The following is a 17,974-nucleotide window of genomic DNA, read 5'->3' as shown; positions in this document are numbered from 1 at the left end:
GTAGAATGCTGCCATATCGCGCTCGTTTCGCGCCGGGAAACAGCGATGACGGCAAAGAAACACTTGGTTTTTCAGTCAGGCGTGTGGGAGATCGACGTCCGGCAGCGACAGGTGCGACTGCGCGGCGTTCCAGTGCCGCTCACCAGCCGTTCATTTGATCTTCTCGTAAGGCTCGCAGAATCAGCAGGGCAATATATAAGCAAAGAGACTTTGACGACCTGCGTGTGGGGTCAAGCATCAGTTAGGGAAAACACGCTTCACGTTCACATATCCGCAATACGGAAGGCGCTCGGTCCAGATCGCAGTTTGCTGCGGACCGATGCGCGTCGCGGCTATGGCCTATTCGGGCATTGGATAGTCGCCTGCGCCGGCGACTTCGTCGAGTCTGACCAACCGAACGCACACGTTCTACTTGCTAAGGGCAACTTGCCAGTAGGTGTGCCAAGCCTCATCGGCCGGGCTCAGGCTTTGAACCATTTGCGCGAAACTCTAACGACCTTTCGTGCCGTGACCCTTACTGGAGCCGGCGGTATCGGCAAGACAGCACTCGCAATCGAAGTGGTGCGTAACCTACCAACCGACTTTGACGACGGTCGGTGGCTGGTCGATCTGGCGTCACTGTCCGAGCCGAACCTCGTGCCCGCGGCGGTGGCCGCAGCCTTGAGGCTAAAGCTGGAAGACAGAACAATCTCCGTAGCCTCTATTGTACGGGCCATCGGGAACAAGAAGCTATTCTTACTAATCGACAACTGCGAGCACGTCATCGATTCCGCTGCCCGATTGGCCGAAGCGATTCTTCAGCGATGTCCGTTTGCCCGGATATTGGCAACGAGTCGGGAGTTCCTCGGCATCGATGGAGAATATGTCTTCCGGGTACCATCGCTCTCCTTACCGACATCCGACCAGGAAGAACTCGAACAATTGCTGCGGCGAAGCGCAGTCGCTCTATTCATGGTTCGCGTGAAGGCGCTCGATCCGGCGTTTTCAGCAAATAGTTCAAATAGCAAAGCGATCGCCGCAATTTGCAGAAAGCTTGACGGGATTCCTCTAGCCATCGAGTTGGCTGCAGCACCGACTGCGGAACTCGGCGTGGCCCAAGTTGCGGAGAGTCTGGAAACTCGTTTTGATACGCTAGTTGGGCGACACCACAGGGTGTTGCCGCGCCATCAAACGCTATCGGCAATACTTGATTGGAGCTATGCTCTATTGAGCGAACACGAACGTAAGGCATTGCGCAGCCTCTCGGTTCTATCTGGTCCCTTCACGTTACAAGCCGCTGAAAGAATTGCTGCAACCGATAGGTCACGAACGGACAGCCTTCTCGATCTGATCGGCAGCTTGGTGGCGAAATCTCTGGTTGTCGTCGAAGCTGGAGGCGCCGGATCTCGATTTCGCCTTTTCGAGACAACCAGGAGCTATGCATTAAGGAAGCTCAGACAGAGCGGTGAATACGACCGCATAGCAAGTCTCCACGCCCAATATTTCCTCGATATTTTTTTGCGCTCGGAGGCGGACTGGCAGGGGGCGACAAACGCAGAGACACTACCCACGTCCGACAATCCCATTGGTAACTTGAAGAGTGCAATCGACTGGGCATTCTCGCCTGCTGGCGATCCGAGACTTGGAATATCTCTTGCGGCAGCTGCCGCTCCCCACTTAATCGATCACTCGTTGACTAACGAATGCCGCCAACACGTCGATCGCGCTCTGGAAGTATTGAACGCCGAGCCTGCGTCGGACCCCAGCGAGGAAATGAAGCTGCTTACTGCGCAAGGTACTGCAGCCCTTTACGAAGGAAACGAAGATAGGGCGAGCCTTGAGAGGGCCATCTCAATAGCCGATCAGCTGGGCGACGAGGGCTACCGGCTGCGGACGCGATGGGCCCTCTGTCACACATGGTTCAACGAAGGGAATTTTCTGGCTTCGGAGCCAGTGGTTCGCGATTTCTGGCATCTGTCTGCTACGGCGGCCGATCCGAGCGCTGTTATATCCGGTGACTATTGCATGGGTATCTTGCAGCACGTGCTCGACAATCAAGTGGGCGCCCTCGAGCATGCCGAGCGGGTGTTGGCCCATCCCGACGTTTCAATCAATCGCAGTGTGATGGCCCTCGGATTGTCCGGTGCGATTTATTGGCATTTTGGAAATTATGACCAATCGAAGCAGCGTTTGAGGCAGAGCGAGGAACTGGCATTCTCGCACAATCAGTTCCTTGGATTGTGCAACGTGTTGGCCAACTGGAGCTGCCCGCTCAGCCTTTACCGAGGCGACCTCGATGACGCAGAACGAGGGCTTTGCACCTTGCGTGATTGCGCCCGTCGTTATGGGCTCAGCTACTGGCTTGCCTGGGCCAACTGCTTTGAAGGCGTGTTGCTCACTCAACGAGGTGACTTCGACGCCGGCCCCGAGATGATTCGGGCGACATTTGCCACCTTTCCGACCACCAATTCCGTACGCTTTACGACACTGCGCACCTGGTATGCCGATTGCCTGATGCAAGCGGGTCGATGCGACGAGGCGCTAGACGTTGTCGACAGCACAATCGAGCGCTGCACGAGCCATGGGGTTGCGGCCCTCGTACCAGAGAACTATCGGTTGAAGGGAGAAATCTTGCAACGTCGGGATATGGCAGAAGCCGTTGAGGAAGCTCGTAGTTACTTCATCAAAGGTCTTGGTTTGGCCTATCGCAGCGGTGCTCTGTCCTGGCAGCTCAGATTGGCAATGAGCCTGGCTCGTTTGAGTAAGGGCTGCCATCACGAGGACATTGCACTCGCCGACCTTGCTCGAATCTATGCTTGCTTCTCCGATCGCGAAGCGACGACCGATCTGAAGGCTGCATACGCCTTGCTGAAGGCAGAACAACAGTGAGCGGTGCTGCAGCGGCCTGATCACATTCCAAGTGCCCGAGCTATTGAGACTCGCCATATCGGTGACCCCGCAGTGCGGAATAAATCCGTGCGAGATCCGTCCAACAAGGCACCCCTAAATCCAAGCGATACCGGCGGTTTTTGGTTGTGCCCATCGCGGATTGACTGAAAGTTCGAGCTGCCAGCAGCGGGGTAGGAAGGCTGAGGCCGCAATTGTTAGCACAGTACGTCTACGAGGCTGGAGCGTGGGAAGTCGACGGCGACCGGCGTGAGTTGCGGGCCCACGGTCGGCCGGTCCCTATCGGTTCGCGCGCCTTCGAGATAATCGAGAAGTTGGCCGAGTCCGCCGGGCACATTGTGACGAAAGACGAACTGGTGGCTCATGTCTGGCGCGGTACTCTTGTCGAAGAAAACACCCTTCATGTTCACATCCATGCAATTCGTAAGGCACTAGGCCCGGATCGGACCCTTTTAAAGACGGCTGCCGGCAAGGGGTACAGGCTGTTGGGTCGGTGGACGACAAAGCCAGACAATAGAGCAAACGACAACACAGGGGTCATTGAGAGCCCGTCAACTTCCGAAAAGCTTTTCGACAGCAATTTGCCTGCTGCTAGCTCCATCATGGTCGGTCGGACCTCGGCCCTACGGCAATTGAGAGATTTCGTCACCGCCTATCGGGCAGTTACCCTCGTAGGAGCGCCGGGGATCGGCAAGACAACTCTCGCAATCGAGCTGGCTCGGGAGTTGCGTGCCGAGTTCGATGATTGTGCGTGCCTTGTCGAGCTAGCCCCATTGGCAGACTCCAATTTGGTCTTGCCGACAGTCGCGAGCACCCTCGGCCTGAATTTCGAAGGCGAGCACGTAACGGCGGAACGGTTGGCGCAAGCGATTGGCAATCGAAGGCTGCTGCTGGTTCTGGACAATTGCGAGCATGTCCTTGATGCCACTGCCGAGCTTTCTGATGCCATGACGCGCCGTTGTCCCTACGCGCTAGTGTTAGCGACGAGTCGCGAAGCAATGAAGACAGCCGGCGAACATGTATATCGTGTGCTTCCGCTTGACGTACCTCAGCCGAATTCTCCGACGCCGGAGAAGTTGTTAGAATTCAGCGCTGTGGAATTATTTGTGAGCAGAACAAAAGCGCTGGACCACCGCTTCGCTCCGGGGCCCGCTCAGCTTGCAGAAATTGCTTCGATTTGCTGCCATCTTGATGGAATACCGTTGGCCATCGAGTTTGCAGCTGCCCGAGCCGCAACGCTCGGTGTGAAGCAGGTCGAGGCAGGGCTGCGCAATCGTTTTGAAATGCTAATCAACCGACGCCGGATGGCACTACCGAGGCATCGGACGCTGCGTGCTGCGCTGGACTGGAGCTATGAACTGCTGTCAGAAGACGAGCGCATACTTTTGCGCCATTCGGCCACGTTCGCCGGCAGTTTCACCCTCCAAGCCGTCATCCAAGTGACCGCCTCATTGGGTGCCGACGATATCTTGAATGCGCTTGATAGTCTGGTCACGAAATCGCTAGTGGCGCTAGACGAGTCCGAAGCCCGTGGGCGGTGGCGGCTGCTCGAAACAATCCGCATGTACGCGCTTGAAAAGCTCACCTTCGAAGGGGAGGCGGACCTGGCAGGAGCTCGTCACGCGAGCTTCTATCGCCGCATGATCTCAACGGGTGTTACCGATGTAGACTCCACAGCTGCCGATCTACTCCCATACCTGGAAGAAATCGACAATGTACGAGCTGCCATTGATTGGTCGTTCTCGAGAACGGGCGAAGCCGCAATCGGGGTCGATCTGACGGCCGCCTATACGCCCGTGTGGCTACAATACTTCTTCTATGCTGAGTGTCGCGACCGGTGCGAGACCGCTCTTGCGAAATTGTCGCCCGATGAGGATCCGACCACGCTCACACGCTTGAAGCTACGGTTGGCGCTCGGGCGCGCCCTTCTGCACACGATGGGTCCCCCAAATCAGGCGGAAGCGAGCCTTTCTGAGGCTGCACGTATTGCGGAGGATCTCAACGATTTGCGGACCCAGGTGGCAGCTTTAAACGATCTTCACACTGCTTACCGCTTTCGCGGTCAGTATGTGCAAGCGCGCGCGATAACGGACCGGCTCCGCCAGATAGCTGCACAAAGCGGTGACTTGGGAGCAACCATCAAAGCCGAATGGCTTGCAGGACTGTCCATGCTCACGGACGGGAGGCTTTTGGAGGGGCAGCAACACCTTGAAGCTGTCGTTGCATCAGTCGCAGCCAGCGGAGATCACAAATTTGCACGCGCGTATCACTCTAATGATCAAGCAGCAGCCCGAGCGATGTTAGCGCGAGCACTTTGCCTGCAGGGTTTCATCGACAGGGCACGTGCAGCGGCAGAGCTGAGCATAGAGGAGGTCGCCTCAAACAAGTCTCCGGTAGCGTTTTGTCGGGTTCACTATTACGGCATGGTTCGCGTCGCCCTGATGACCGGGGATCTGGCGGTTACGGATCGCGAAATTGCCCGGTTTGTCGAAGCTGCCACTGTGTCGAACGTACCCTTTTGGAAGACCGTCGGGATGTTCCTGGAAGGAAGAAGGCTCGTTTTGCATGGAGACTTTGCCACTGCGGTCACTACATTCGGAAAGGCCTTTGACATTTGCCAAAGAACCGGATGGGAGGTTTCCTATCCGGAATACAGAGGAGCTCTTGCTGAGGCGCTTTCCGGTCTTGGCAACTTTGATGCCGCGCTCTCAGCAGTAGACGACGCGGTGGACAGAGCCGGACACGGCTATAACAGTCAAGTCTGGTACGTGCCCGAACTGCTTCGCATGAAAGGCGAGATACTTCTGCAGCGGGCCTCCGTCGACGCGATCGCCGTTGCGGAGCGTTGCTATGTCGAAGCGGCAGACTTGGCCCGGGAGCAAGGCGCACTGATCTGGGAACTGCGCATCGCCCTCAGCCTGGCCCATCTGCGGATACGCCAGAACAGGCGAGGCGAGGCCAGGCAGTTGCTGGCGCCCGTCTATAGGCGGTTTACTGAGGGTTTTGATACCGCAGATATGAAAGAGGCACGTTCCCTACTCGATAGCCTGCCAGAGATCGACCTGTCTTAGCTTGCCAAGCCATGCCTGTTAGTCACCGGATTGCGATGTAGACCGCGTGGCTTCGTATAAGAACCAACTTCGAGTCTCGGCCTCGTCAGTCCATCTCTCGCCCAAGCTCGCCGTTGCAATGTCCCCGTGCTCCCTGCAGAGCGAATGGAGAAGCCGCAAATGTCGACCAAGCTCCCGATTGTCATCGCGCAGTTCGGCCAACATGTCCTTCGGTGTCACAAAGCTGGCGTCGTTGTCGAGAATCCTTTGTAACCTGCTGATATGGCCGACCGAGCGAATGGTCGTGCCTCCCATTTTCCGAACGCGTTCCGCAATGGGGTCGGCAGCGGCGAGGATCTGGGTACTCTGCTCATCCAGCATTAGATGGTAATCATGGAAGTGTCGCCCAGACATATGCCACCGGAAATTTTTGGTTTTGAAATAGAGTGTGAGAAAGTCCGCCAATATCAGAGTTAGTGCTGCGGCTAGGGCTTGCGCCGCGTCAGATGAAAGATCCGTAGGACGAGAGGGATCGACGGTCGTCGGCCGTCGATATGCTTCGGATACGAGATTCATGTGAGCAGACTTTCCTTCCTGCCTTTCTCCCCATTATTCGAGCCCGACCATATTGCTGTCTTTTCAGGAAGTGCTTTCTTTTGACTTTGCACGACGGTGACCCTTCGATTCGTCCTTCGCCAGCGTCCCGGCGTTTGGCCCTCCATGCGCCCAAAGACGGTCGAAAAGTGGGATTGATTTGCGAAGCCGATGCTCATCGCAATGTCAACGAGCGTCAGATCAGTTCCAGCCAGCAAATCCTTAGCGCGGTCAACGCGACGTCGAAGTAGGTATTCGCGGGGACGGACGCCCGTCGCTGCTCGGAATTGAGAAGCAAAGTGCATTCGGCTCAGCCCCGCGGCATTTGCCATATCGCGCAGGTGCATCGGCTCTCCCAAATGAGCGTCTACATAGTCGACGGCCCGCTTGAGGCGCCATTGGGGGAGCTTACAGGCCCGACAGAATGGACCTCTCCCGCTCCACTCCTCTTGCTTCGTGATTAGGCGGGTGATGATGGCAGAGGCAATGCCGGTGACGTACTCCGTGTAGAGTTCGCCTGTGGGCGTCCTGGCATCAAGAATTGCGTGTGTCAGCCTGGTAATCGCCGCATCGCGCCTGAACACGAACTCGCCGGGATAATTGGTAAGCCGGCAAGGCGCGACGTCCAACTCCTGGCATCTGGCCTCAAGAAACGAGTTAGTGATCCAGAGGTGGAGAAAGTCGCAAGGTGCACGGACGACTGCATTGACGCGGACTCCAGGTGCACCGAATTGAATCATCCCACATTGAACCGCGCCCGAATGAATCGTCCGGCCGCCAACAAGAAAATCGAGGTTGGTCGATCGCAAGGCAAGGCCAATTGTGTAGTAGCCAGCAGCATGATCCGTGGTTTGCTCTCGCGATTGACTTCTTTCGTCGATCCAGCGTGAGACGATCAGCTGGTCAGCAAACCTGATGCTTGTCTCCGGTGGCGGCGGGCGCCGCCACTCGCTCTCGACAGTCACGAAGGGCCGAGCCTTTGGATCTGGTGGTCGTGCGAACGAGGCCACAATGCGTCTCCACGGCGGCAAACAGGTTGCAGAACGCTTTGTGGCACGCCGCCAAAATGCAGTCCTTGTGCTCCTTCTTAAATTATCTGAATCGACTGATTTAAGAGTTGAAGCTGCGGACCGTGCTTATGGAGCAGGCGCTCGGCATGGGGGGCGCTTTGGTGCGGCCGAGCCAGGGGTTGTCGATGGCCCAGGCTCAGCCTGGTCTATGGCCTCGTCAAGCACTCGGGCAGGTATCTTAAGCTCTAAGAGAAGCTTCGAGCGATGGTTAAATGCGCTTAAGCCTAAGTACAATCGACGAGCTGCGGCAATCCCCTAATCTCATATGGTCCTTCTGCGTGCGCCACTGACTTTAGTCGTCGGCGGTTGCGGCAATGGCCACATCGTGATCCGTATTTGAACGAGGTCGCAGACCATGGAAAAGGTGCTTCTCCCACGCCCACCCGTCTCACGCCGACAGATTCTTGGAAGGGTGGGGGCTGCAAGCTTGGCTTTGGTCGCTGCGCCGGCGATGGCCGACACGACTGTCGACCTTCCATTTGTGGGCGGGCAGGCCAAGCGGTTGGTGACTGGCGCCTTTCCGCAGAAGGGAGCACTCATCCTGCAGCGCACCCGACCGCCGCTCCTCGAAACGCCTTTTGACGTGTTCGATCATTCGGTGTTCACGCCGAACGACCAGTTCTTCGTACGGTGGCACTGGGCAATTATTCCAACAGAGGTCGATGTCGCTTCCTTTCGGTTGACGGTGCGCGGACATGTCAATCAGACTTTGACCCTGTCGCTCAACGACATCTTGGCCCTGCCACAGGCAGAGCTGGTCGCAGTCAACCAGTGCTCAGGCAACTCGCGCGGCTACTTCCAACCCCCTGTCCCCGGCGCGCAATGGTCGAATGGCGCCATGGGAAACGCGCGCTGGACCGGCGTGCTTCTCAAGGATGTGCTTGATCGCGCAGGCGTGAAGGCCGGCGCCATCCAGGTGCGATTCAGTGGCATGGACGAGCCGGTGGTCCCCGATGCGCCAGACTACATGAAGTCGCTCGCGATCGATCATGCGCGGGACGGCGAGGTCATGATTGCCTATGCGATGAACGGCCAACAGCTGCCGCTGCTCAACGGTTTCCCTCTGCGCCTCATCGTGCCCGGCTGGTACTCGACCTATTGGGTCAAGATGCTCAGCGACATCGAAGTGCTGGACCAGCTGGACACGCAATTTTGGACAAAGACCGCCTACACCATTCCGGACACGCCTGGCGGAAATGTCCGGCCCGGGGAAACCGGCTTCAATTTGGTACCAATCAGCCGGATGCTTCCGCGCTCGTTCATCACGAACATCAAGGAGGGCGATGCGTTTGAGATCGGCACTTCCGCTGTCGCGCGCGGCATCGCATTTGGCGGCGATGCAGGCGTATCGCGCGTAGATTTCTCGAGCGATGGCGGCACGGACTGGCGCGAAGCCGAGCTCGGCACCGATCACGGCAAGTACAGTTTCCGCCAATGGCAAATCCGCTTCACCCTGCCGGCCAGGGGGAAGCAGGTGCTGATGGTCCGCTGCACCAGCAGCAGTGGCGAGGTGCAGGGGGACACACCGATTTGGAATCCCAGCGGGTTCATGCGCAACGTCATCGAACGTACCGCCGTTGTGGTCGCCTGAGGAGAAGATAATGGTGCGCGTCCCGCTGACGATTGCTTGCGCCATGAGTGTTGCTCTTGCACCGTTTGGCGCGCAAACGCAGAGCCGGCTTTCGCTGGAATCAGTCAACGTGGATCTGCCGCCCGGCGACGACCTGTTTCCGGACGGGCCGGGCGTGGACGCGATCAACAACAATTGTCTCGCCTGTCACTCTGCCGACATGGTGCTCAGTCAGCCACCATTCCCGCGGGCGCAGTGGGACGCCGTGGCCCACAAAATGCTCACCGCCTACAAGGCGCCAATCGACCCGAAGGATGTCAACGCAATCGTCGATTATCTGGCCAGCGTCAAGGGCGTGAAATAGGCCGAAACGACCATTTCAGTCGAGCACCGCATCACGACGGAGGCTGCCAATGCATTGCTTCACCTGGATCCGCGCTGCTGCCGCCTCTGTCATGCTTGCATCTGCCGGGGCGATTTCCATTCCACCCGCAACAGCCGGCGAGCCCACCAAAGGAGACTATTTCCACACCGGGGCCGGTGCGTGGTACCTCGAACGAGCCAAGGGCGACATCGTCACCATACCTCTGCGTGGCAACATCAATGTCCTGATGGGATCTGGGGCGAATATCGTGGTTCTGTCGGGAAGCGAGGGCAAGTTCCTCGTCGATGCCGGCATCAAGCCCTCGCAGGATAAGTTGCAGGGGGCTCTCGGCAAGATCGGCCCGTCGCCTTTGAAATACGTCGTGAACACCCATTGGCATTGGGACCATACTGAGGGAAACGAATGGATGCGTGCCGCTGGCGCCACGATAGTTGCGCAGAGACATACGCTGAATCATCTTTCCGAGACCACTCACGTCGACGATTGGAACTGGACGTTCGCACCCGTTCCAGCCGGCGCGCGCCCTACGATCATCGTGGACGATGAGATGGAGTTCACCTTCGCGGGCGAGTCCATAAAGGTGGAGCATTTCGGCCCGGGTCATACGGACGGAGATGTGTGGGTGTATTTTCAAAAGGCCGATGTGGTGGCGCTCGGCGACACGTTCTGGAACGGAAGTTTTCCGTTCATCGACAACGAAGACGGCGGCAGCGTCAATTCGGCCATAGACTGGGCCAACAAGGCCATCAAACGCACTACAGATAAAACAATCCTGGTTCCTGGTCATGGGCCGGTCGGCAACCGCGCTCAATTGATTGAATTTCGCGATATGCTGGTAACGGTGCGCGATAAGGTCGGGGCACTGAAGTCACAGGGGAAATCCCTCGAAGACATCATAGCGGTGAAGCCGACCGCGGCCTTCGATGATAGATGGGGAAGGTTTGTAATTGATTCGAAATTCTTCACGAAGCTTGTGTACGACGGACTATAGACAGTAAGGCGGCAGCGCCAGGGACGGGTGACACATGTCTGAAGGCTTGGTCGTCGTAACTTCGTCGCGCCCGTTCGAAGACACACTGAATGCGCTGGTCGCCGGCGTGAAGCACAGGCAGGTCGAGGTGTTCAGCCTTGTCGACCACGCGGCCAATGCGCTGGCCGTAGGCCTTACTCTTGACCGCACGACCGTGGTGACGTTCGGCGCAGGCAAGGCTGGCACGCCTCTGATGCAGGCGCACCAGACGCTGGGCCTCGACCTACCGTTGCGCGCCTTAGTCTACGAGACAGCCGAAGGCGAGGTCCGCATCGCCTATCGCGAACCCCGCAACACGCTGAAGGGACAGGGCGTGGCGGCGGACGACTTCCCTTCGGTGCGCGGAATGTCGGCGATGCTGGCGGCGGTCTCGGCCGAGGCTGCCGGGGGAAAGATCGAATAGGCGCAGAGCGTCTAGACGGCTTGATCTCTGCCCTATTGGAAACAAGCCTTCCGAAGCCACAGACGATTGGCCGCTCTCAATAGAGCTCGTGAGGTTGGCCTCGGCCATGGAATGGGCGAACACCACCAGCACCACCGACACGAACATGCTGCTGCCTAGCATGCGGATCAGCGCGAAGTTGGCATTGCCCTGGGTCAGGTGGCGCGCTGGCAGGGTCGAGAAGGCGAGCAGCGCCATCGGCGTGTAGGACAGCCCAAAGCCGAACTCGTCCGCATGTTGCTCGACAACACGTCGTGACACGAGATCGTCGCAACTCGGGGATTCCAAGGGCTGTCTTCCTCTATTGCCTGACAGGGCGACCCAGATGATTCGCCACCTGTCTCGTTTAGCGACTGATTCATCGTAGCCGGTGGGCCCAGCACACGTGGTGGCAAACAGAGGACGCGGTCTATTAGACCATCGTGCCGTCGCTTATCAGACCGGTCGACTCGTGAGTGAAGTACCGCGACTTGGGAAGCAAAGTCCGTCAACATCTTCGATCACTAAGGATCGATAGTGACTTGGTTGTACATCCATATGCCAAGGTACAATCGACTCGTCCCGGCGACGCTCTATCTTAGTGTGATCCCTTCTGCGCGACGCCAGCTAGGCCATCGTTACTGAAGGCAGCGTATCGATCGCACACAAAGAGGAAGTCGATGGTCACACGGGTTTGCGCAGCGTGCCGGCTCGCGGCTTGCGTCATTATAGCTTCGACTGCGATTGCCTGTGCGTCCAAGCCGCCCGCGTCGCCCGAGCTCATGGCCCTGTGCTCTCATCTCTATGACCTCTGGTGGAGATACGACGAGGATCCGGTGTTCTTCGGGTTGTCACAGAAGTCCACGGCCGAGCTGGCTTTGTACAATTGCCAACAGGGCCGATACGCCGAGGGCATCAAACCGCTGGAGGCGCTGCTACGCCAAGGTGGGTTTCATATTCCGGACGACAAGGGAGCCTGGGGATGGACCTGAGACGTCGCGGCTTCATCCAGCTCACCGGCGCCGGCCTTGCGGCGTCGACGCTCGGCGCCATCGGCTTCGGATCGTCCGGCGACGCCCTGGCGGCGGCGGTCCGCCCCTTCAAGCTCACGGCCACGAAAGAAACCCGCAATACCTGCACCTATTGCGCGGTGGCCTGTGGCATCCTGGTGTACAGCGCCGGCGATCGTGCCAAGAACGCCCGGTCGAACATCATCCACATCGAGGGCGATCCCGACCATCCGGTGAACCGCGGCACGCTCTGCCCCAAGGGCTCGGCATTGCTCGACGTCGTCCACGCGCCGACCCGGCTCAAGCAGCCGAAATATCGGGCGCCCGGCAGCAGCGAGTTCAAGGTGGTTTCGTGGGACTTCGCGCTCGAGCGCATCGCCCGGCTGATGAAGCAGGATCGCGACGCCAACTTCGTCGCCCGAACCGCCGCCGGCGCCACGGTCAACCGCTGGCTTACCACCGGCATGTTGGCGGCATCCGCTTCCTCGACCGAGACATCCTACCTGACATGGAAGGTGGTGCGATCCATGGGGATGCTGGTCTTCGACAACCAGGCCAGAGTTTGACACGGACCGACGGTGTCCAGTTTGGGCCCGACATTCGGTAGAGGCGCAATGACCAACACGTGGCAGGACATCAAGAACGCCGATGTCGTGCTGTGCATGGGAGATAACGCCGCCGAGGCCCATCCCTGTGGCTTCAAGTGGGTGATCGAGGCCAAGATCGAGAACCAGGCCAAGGTGATCGTGGTCGACCCGCGGTTCACCCGCACCGCCTCGGTCGCCGACGTCTATGCTCCGATCCGCCCGGGGACCGATATTGCCTTCCTGAGCGGCCTGATCCGCTTCTTGCTGGAGAAGGACGCGATCCAGCGTGAATACGTGCGGACCTATACCAATGCCGGCCTGATCGTGCGCGAAGACTTCGGCTTCGAGGAGGGCCTGTTCACCGGCTACGACGAGGAGCACCGCAGCTACGACAAGACGAGCTGGCACTACGAGGTCGACGAGCACGGCTACGCCAAGGTCGACGACACCTGGCAGCATCCGCGTTGCGTGATCAACCTGCTGCGCAAGCACGTCGACCGCTACACACCGGAAATGGTGTCGCGCATCTGCGGCACGCCGCAGGACAAGTACCTGAAGATTTGCGAGCTGATCGCGGGCACCGCGGCGCCCGACAAGGCGATGACCAACCTGTTCGCGCTGGGATGGACGCAGCATTCGGTCGGCTCCCAGAACATCCGCACCATGGCGATGGTGCAGCTCCTGCTCGGCAATATCGGCATCTCGGGTGGCGGCATGAACGCCCTGCGCGGCCATTCCAACATCCAGGGCCTGACCGATGTCGGGCTCATGTCTAACCTGATGCCGGGCTACCTGACCTTGCCGAGCGATGCGGAGACGACCTTCGAGCGGTACATGCGGAGCCGCCAGTACAAGCCGCTTCGTCCCGGGCAGACCAGCTACCTGCAGAACTACCGGAAGTTCTTCGTCAGCTTCCAGAAGGCGGTCTACGGCGACGCCGCGCAGGCCGACAACGACTGGGCCTACGACTGGCTGCCCAAGCTCGACAATGACGGCTACGACATCCTGCGCGCCTTCGAGATGATGGCAAAGGGCAAGATCAACGGCTACATCTGCCAGGGCTTCAACCCGCTGCAGTCGTTCCCCGACAGGGGCAAGAGCCGCCGCGCGCTCGGCAAGCTGAAGTTCCTTGTCGTGATGGATCCGCTGGACACCGAGACGTCGCGGTTCTGGCAGGACTTCGGCCCGCAGAACCCGTCCGATCCGGCGCAGATCCAGACCGAGGTCTTCCAGCTCCCGACCACCTGCTTCGCCGAGGAGAAGGGTTCGCTGGTCAACTCGGCGCGTTGGATGCAATGGCACTGGAAGGCGGCCGACGGTCCCGGCGAGGCGCGATCCGACATCTGGATCATGACCGGGATCTTCCATCGCCTGCGCGAGATGTATCGCAAGGAAGGCGGCGCCTTCCCCGATCCGATCCTCAACCTCACCTGGAACTACACCGACCCGACCGCTCCCGATCCGGAGGAGTTGGCCAAGGATATGAACGGCTACACGTTCGTCGATCTCAAGGACGAGAGCGGCGCTGTTGTCCTGCATGCCGGCCAACTCCTCGACAGCTTCGGCCAGCTGCGCGACGACGGCACGACCTCGTCCGGCTGCTGGATATACACCGGTTGCTATACTGAGAAGGGCAACCAGATGGCGCGCCGCGACGCGTCCGACCCGCGCGAGCAGGGGCTCGCGCCCAACTGGGCGTGGGCGTGGCCGGCCAACCGCCGCATCATGTACAACCGCGCCAGTGCCGATCCTGCCGGCAAGCCGTGGAACCCTGCCAAGCCGCTCATCCAGTGGAACGGCAGCCGTTGGGTCGGCATCGACGTGCCTGACTATGGGCTGACCACCAAGCCCTCCGACGGTGTCGGTCCCTTCATCAACAACACCGAGGGGCTGGGGCGCCTGTTTGCCCTCGACCTGATGGCCGAAGGACCATTCCCCGAGCACTACGAGCCCTTCGAATCGCCGGTGCCGAACGTCCTGCATCCCAAGGTCCAGTCGAATCCGGCGGCGCGCGTGTTTGCCGACGATCGGGCGGCCTTCGGCACGGCATCGGACTTCCCGTACGTCGCGACCACCTATCGCCTGACCGAGCATTTCCACTTCTGGACCAAGCACGCGCGCATCAACGCGATCCTGCAGCCGGAGGAATTCATCGAGATCGGCGAAGTCCTGGCCAAGGAGAAAGGTATCGAGCAGGGCGGCTGGGTGCGCCTGACGTCCAAGCGCGGTGAAGTCGTGTGCAAGGCCTACGTGACCAAGCGCATCCGTCCCATGACGGTGAACGGCGGTCCAACGCATGTGATCGGCGTGCCGATCCACTGGGGCTTCACCGGCCAAACGCGCAAGGGCTACGGCGCGAACACCCTGACGCCGTCGGTCGGCGACGCCAATTCGGAGACGCCGGAGTTCAAGGCGTTCCTGGTCAATGTCGAGAAGATCAGCCCGCCCGTGGCGGAGAAAGCGGCCAATGTCTGACCTGCAGTCTCAGGACTATATCCGCCGCTCGGCGTCGACCCTGACGCCGCCGTCGGTACGCCGGCACGAGGCGGAGGTGGCGAAGCTGATCGACGTCAGCCGCTGTATCGGCTGCAAGGCCTGCCAGGCCGCCTGCATGGAGTGGAACGACCTGCGCGGCGAGGTCGGGCTTTTCTCGGGCTCCTACGACAATCCCTCGGATCTCGATCCAAACACCTGGACCTTAATGCGGTTCACCGAATGGGAGAACGAGCAGGGCCATCTCGAATGGCTGATCCGCAAGGACGGCTGCATGCATTGCGAGGACCCGGGCTGCCTGAAGGCGTGTCCGGCGCCGGGCGCGATCGTGCAGTACGCCAACGGCATCGTCGATTTCATCAGCGAGAATTGCATCGGCTGCGGCTATTGCATCAAGGGCTGCCCGTTCGATATCCCGCGCGTCAGCCAAGTCGATCACAAGGCGTACAAGTGCACCTTGTGCTCCGACCGGGTGGCGGTCGGGCTGGAGCCGGCCTGCGTCAAGGCGTGTCCCACCGGCGCCATCATGTTCGGGACGAAGGCGGCCATGACGCAATGGGCGGGCGAGCGCATCACGGATCTCAAGTCGCGCGGCTTCCGCAATGCCGGGCTCTACGATCCACCGGGCGTCGGCGGTACGCATGTGATGTACGTGCTGCACCACGCCGACCGGCCGTCGCTCTATGCGGGACTGCCCGACGCGCCGCGGATCAGCCCGCTCATCGAGGCATGGAAGGGGTTTCTCAAGCCGCTGGCGCTGGCCGGCATCGCCGCGACGGCGCTCGCGAGCTTTTTCCACTGGGTCGTTGTTGGGCGCAACGAGGTGCAGCCGGAGGATGAAGCCGAAGCACAGCGCCTGATGCGCGACGCGGGAAATCGACGATGACACATCCGAAGGGAACGCTGCGCCGCAATACCACGGCCGCCCGCATCAACCACTGGATCACCGGCGGATGCTTCGTGCTGCTGGTGCTGTCGGGGCTCGCGGTGTTCGACCCGATGCTGTTCTGGCTCTCAGCATTGTTCGGCGGCGGCCAAGCGACACGGGCGATCCATCCCTGGATCGGAACCGTGCTGCTGATCAGCTACGCCGGGATGATCGTGCAGTTCTGGCGCGACAACGGCTGGAACCGCAAGGATGTCGCGTGGATGCGCGCCATCGGCAGCGTGCTCGCCAACGACGAGGAGTGCATTCCCGAGGTCGGTCGCTTCAACGCCGGCCAGAAGTTCGTGTTCTGGGCGATGGCGCTCCTCATCCCGGCCCTGTTCTTCACCGGGATCGTGATCTGGGAGGTTTACTTTTCCGCCTACACGACGATCGAGCAGCAGCGGGTCGCCACCCTGATCCATTCCATGGCGGCGGTGGCGGCAATCATCGTCTGGATCATCCATGTCTATGCCGCGCTCTGGGTCAGGGGCTCGGTTAGGGGCATGACGCAGGGCTATGTGACTCCGGGCTGGGCCTGGCGGCATCACCGCGCGTGGTTGCGCCGCTTGGCGGAGACCGGCTCGGAGGGACCGGGGCCGCACGCCAGCGGCCGGAGGCAACGCCAATGAGACAAGCGCATGAACTGCTGAACGGAAAATGGATCGGCAACCAGTATGGCGGCGTGACGGCGCCAGAAGCGCTGATGCTGCCCGACCCGGCCACGAGGTTCGCCCGCACGGCGGCTCGGCTTGACGCCTTGTCGACGGGCCATCCGATGGCACGTTGGCTCGATTTCATGGCGCGAGTCGCGAGGGCGCAGCACGCGGTCGCGAGCATGATGAGGCTCTCCGGCAGCTTGGTTCGAATCGAAGTGGAAGACGGGGTGGAGCTGACGCCTCCCATCGCAGCGAACAGTTATCGGCGGGATCCGATATGGCGGGAGGGCCTCGCCCTGCTGCTCGACGGCCTCGACATCGGGGCGGCGCCGACGTCGGTCCGGATGACGATCGCGGCTCTGCGCGACAGTTCGATCGACGGTCAGGAAGCACTGGCCGACGACTTCCTGCACGGATCCATGGAGCCCGGCGATCTGGGGGCCGCCGTCTTCGTCGCCGCCGCCTTGCAGGTCTACTTCACTCACCTGGCCGCGTCCTTGCCCGCTGCCTCCTTGAGCCTGCTCCCGCAACGCGGCCTATGCCCCTGCTGCGGCTGCACGCCGGTGTGCGGCGTCATCGCCGAGACCGGAAAGGTCCGCGGTGCGCGCTATCTGCATTGCTCCCTCTGTGGCACGGCGTGGAACCATGTGAGGGCCGTTTGCATCACCTGCAGCCACTCGCGCTGGCTGGCGCTGAGGGCAATCGAGGGCCTCGGCGGCGCGGCCAGGATCGAGACGTGCGACGACTGCGGCACCTACGCGAAGATGCTTTATCAGGCCGAGGATGCCGGCGTGGACCCCGTTGCTGACGATCTTGCGACCTTGGGCCTGGATGTCCTCGCCTGCCAGGAAGGTTGGTCGCGCCATGCGCCGAATCCGTTTCTATGGTCCGGACAGTTGAGCCGGCCAGGTTGAGCATCGAGCGGCATGGAACTCGATCCAGTAATTCTCTCGCGCCTGCAGTTCGCCTGGCTGATTGGCTGGCACATCCTGATGCCCGCTTTCACGGTGGGCATGGCTTCCTACATCGTGATCCTCGAAGGATTTCATCCGCGACTGGAAGCGGCATCTATCTCCGCATTTCGATGTTCTGGATCCGGATTTTCTCGGTCGCTTTTGGGGTCGGCGTGGTGTCAGGCGTGATCATGCCTTTCCAGTTCGGCACGAACTGGAGCCGCTTTGCCGATGCGACGTCGAATGTCCTTGGCCCCCTGTTCGCCTATGAGGGCATCACTGCCTTCTTCCTCGAGGCGGCTTTCCTCGGCGTGCTCCTGTTCGGCCGCAAGCTCGTGCCC

At 60.2% G+C, this 17,974-nt stretch carries 14 protein-coding genes; 12 read left to right on the top strand and 2 right to left on the bottom strand.

Translation table 11 applies throughout. The annotated features are described in order from the left end of the window. Positions 1 to 45 precede the first annotated feature (45 nt). Together RSO01_RS34310 and RSO01_RS34305 are read left to right on the top strand one after the other, a co-directional pair. On the top strand, positions 46 to 2,868 hold the full coding sequence (locus RSO01_RS34310; protein WP_170303569.1) for an ATP-binding protein: 2,823 nt from the start codon (positions 46 to 48) through the stop codon (positions 2,866 to 2,868). A 212-nt stretch (positions 2,869 to 3,080) separates the two neighbouring features. Further along, positions 3,081 to 5,957 (top strand): ATP-binding protein, encoded by a 2,877-nt coding sequence (locus RSO01_RS34305; protein WP_170303568.1) that lies wholly within the window; start codon positions 3,081 to 3,083, stop codon positions 5,955 to 5,957. Positions 5,958 to 5,975: 18 nt separating this feature from the next. Here the strand turns inward: RSO01_RS34305 and RSO01_RS34300 are convergent, their stop codons facing one another. Then, a complete protein-coding gene (locus RSO01_RS34300; protein WP_147155095.1) occupies positions 5,976 to 6,512 on the bottom strand; it encodes a Dps family protein in 537 nt (178 codons plus the stop codon). Continuing rightward, positions 6,509 to 7,495, bottom strand: a complete 987-nt coding sequence (locus RSO01_RS34295) for a helix-turn-helix domain-containing protein (RefSeq protein WP_147155093.1) — start codon at positions 7,493 to 7,495, stop codon at positions 6,509 to 6,511. Before RSO01_RS34295 ends, RSO01_RS34300 begins: the two co-directional genes overlap by 4 nt. A 460-nt stretch (positions 7,496 to 7,955) precedes the next feature. Between RSO01_RS34295 and RSO01_RS34290 the strand changes: the two genes are divergently transcribed. The 10 genes from RSO01_RS34290 to RSO01_RS50025 form a co-directional block, all read left to right on the top strand. Beyond that, positions 7,956 to 9,191 (top strand): molybdopterin-dependent oxidoreductase, encoded by a 1,236-nt coding sequence (locus RSO01_RS34290; RefSeq protein ID WP_147155092.1) that lies wholly within the window; start codon positions 7,956 to 7,958, stop codon positions 9,189 to 9,191. Positions 9,192 to 9,201: 10 nt separating this feature from the next. Beyond that, positions 9,202 to 9,534, top strand: a complete 333-nt coding sequence (locus RSO01_RS34285; RefSeq protein WP_147155090.1) for a c-type cytochrome — start codon at positions 9,202 to 9,204, stop codon at positions 9,532 to 9,534. 49 nt (positions 9,535 to 9,583) lie between these two features. After that, entirely contained in the window at positions 9,584 to 10,546 is a 963-nt protein-coding gene (locus RSO01_RS34280; protein WP_147155087.1) for an MBL fold metallo-hydrolase, read from the top strand. A gap of 46 nt (positions 10,547 to 10,592) precedes the next feature. After that, a complete protein-coding gene (locus RSO01_RS34275; RefSeq protein WP_170303567.1) occupies positions 10,593 to 10,988 on the top strand; it encodes a DUF302 domain-containing protein in 396 nt (131 codons plus the stop codon). A gap of 1,000 nt (positions 10,989 to 11,988) precedes the next feature. Next, complete coding sequence (fdnG, locus tag RSO01_RS34270) at positions 11,989 to 15,078, top strand: formate dehydrogenase-N subunit alpha (RefSeq protein ID WP_147155084.1); 3,090 nt, start codon at positions 11,989 to 11,991, stop codon at positions 15,076 to 15,078. After that, positions 15,071 to 15,982: a formate dehydrogenase subunit beta gene (fdxH, locus tag RSO01_RS34265; RefSeq protein WP_147155083.1), complete on the top strand. Its 912-nt coding sequence runs from the start codon at positions 15,071 to 15,073 to the stop codon at positions 15,980 to 15,982. Before fdnG ends, fdxH begins: the two co-directional genes overlap by 8 nt. Next, positions 15,979 to 16,653 carry a formate dehydrogenase subunit gamma gene (locus RSO01_RS34260; protein ID WP_147155082.1) on the top strand — a complete coding sequence of 225 codons (675 nt, stop codon included), beginning with the start codon at positions 15,979 to 15,981 and terminating at the stop codon, positions 16,651 to 16,653. The genes fdxH and RSO01_RS34260 overlap by 4 nt, the downstream gene beginning before the upstream one ends. Next, a complete protein-coding gene (gene fdhE, locus RSO01_RS34255; RefSeq protein ID WP_147155081.1) occupies positions 16,650 to 17,594 on the top strand; it encodes a formate dehydrogenase accessory protein FdhE in 945 nt (314 codons plus the stop codon). Before RSO01_RS34260 ends, fdhE begins: the two co-directional genes overlap by 4 nt. 12 nt (positions 17,595 to 17,606) lie before the next feature. Beyond that, positions 17,607 to 17,822: a cytochrome ubiquinol oxidase subunit I gene (locus tag RSO01_RS48545; protein ID WP_218037547.1), complete on the top strand. Its 216-nt coding sequence runs from the start codon at positions 17,607 to 17,609 to the stop codon at positions 17,820 to 17,822. Further along, on the top strand, positions 17,765 to 17,974 hold a 210-nt coding region (locus RSO01_RS50025), incomplete at its 3' end, for a cytochrome ubiquinol oxidase subunit I (protein ID WP_218037546.1). The genes RSO01_RS48545 and RSO01_RS50025, both read left to right, overlap by 58 nt.

This window comes from Reyranella soli (genome assembly GCF_007992495.1).
GTDB classification, from domain to species: domain Bacteria; phylum Pseudomonadota; class Alphaproteobacteria; order Reyranellales; family Reyranellaceae; genus Reyranella; species Reyranella soli.
Note: the sequence above shows the minus strand (reverse complement) of the source record. Positions and strands in the feature narration are given on the sequence as shown.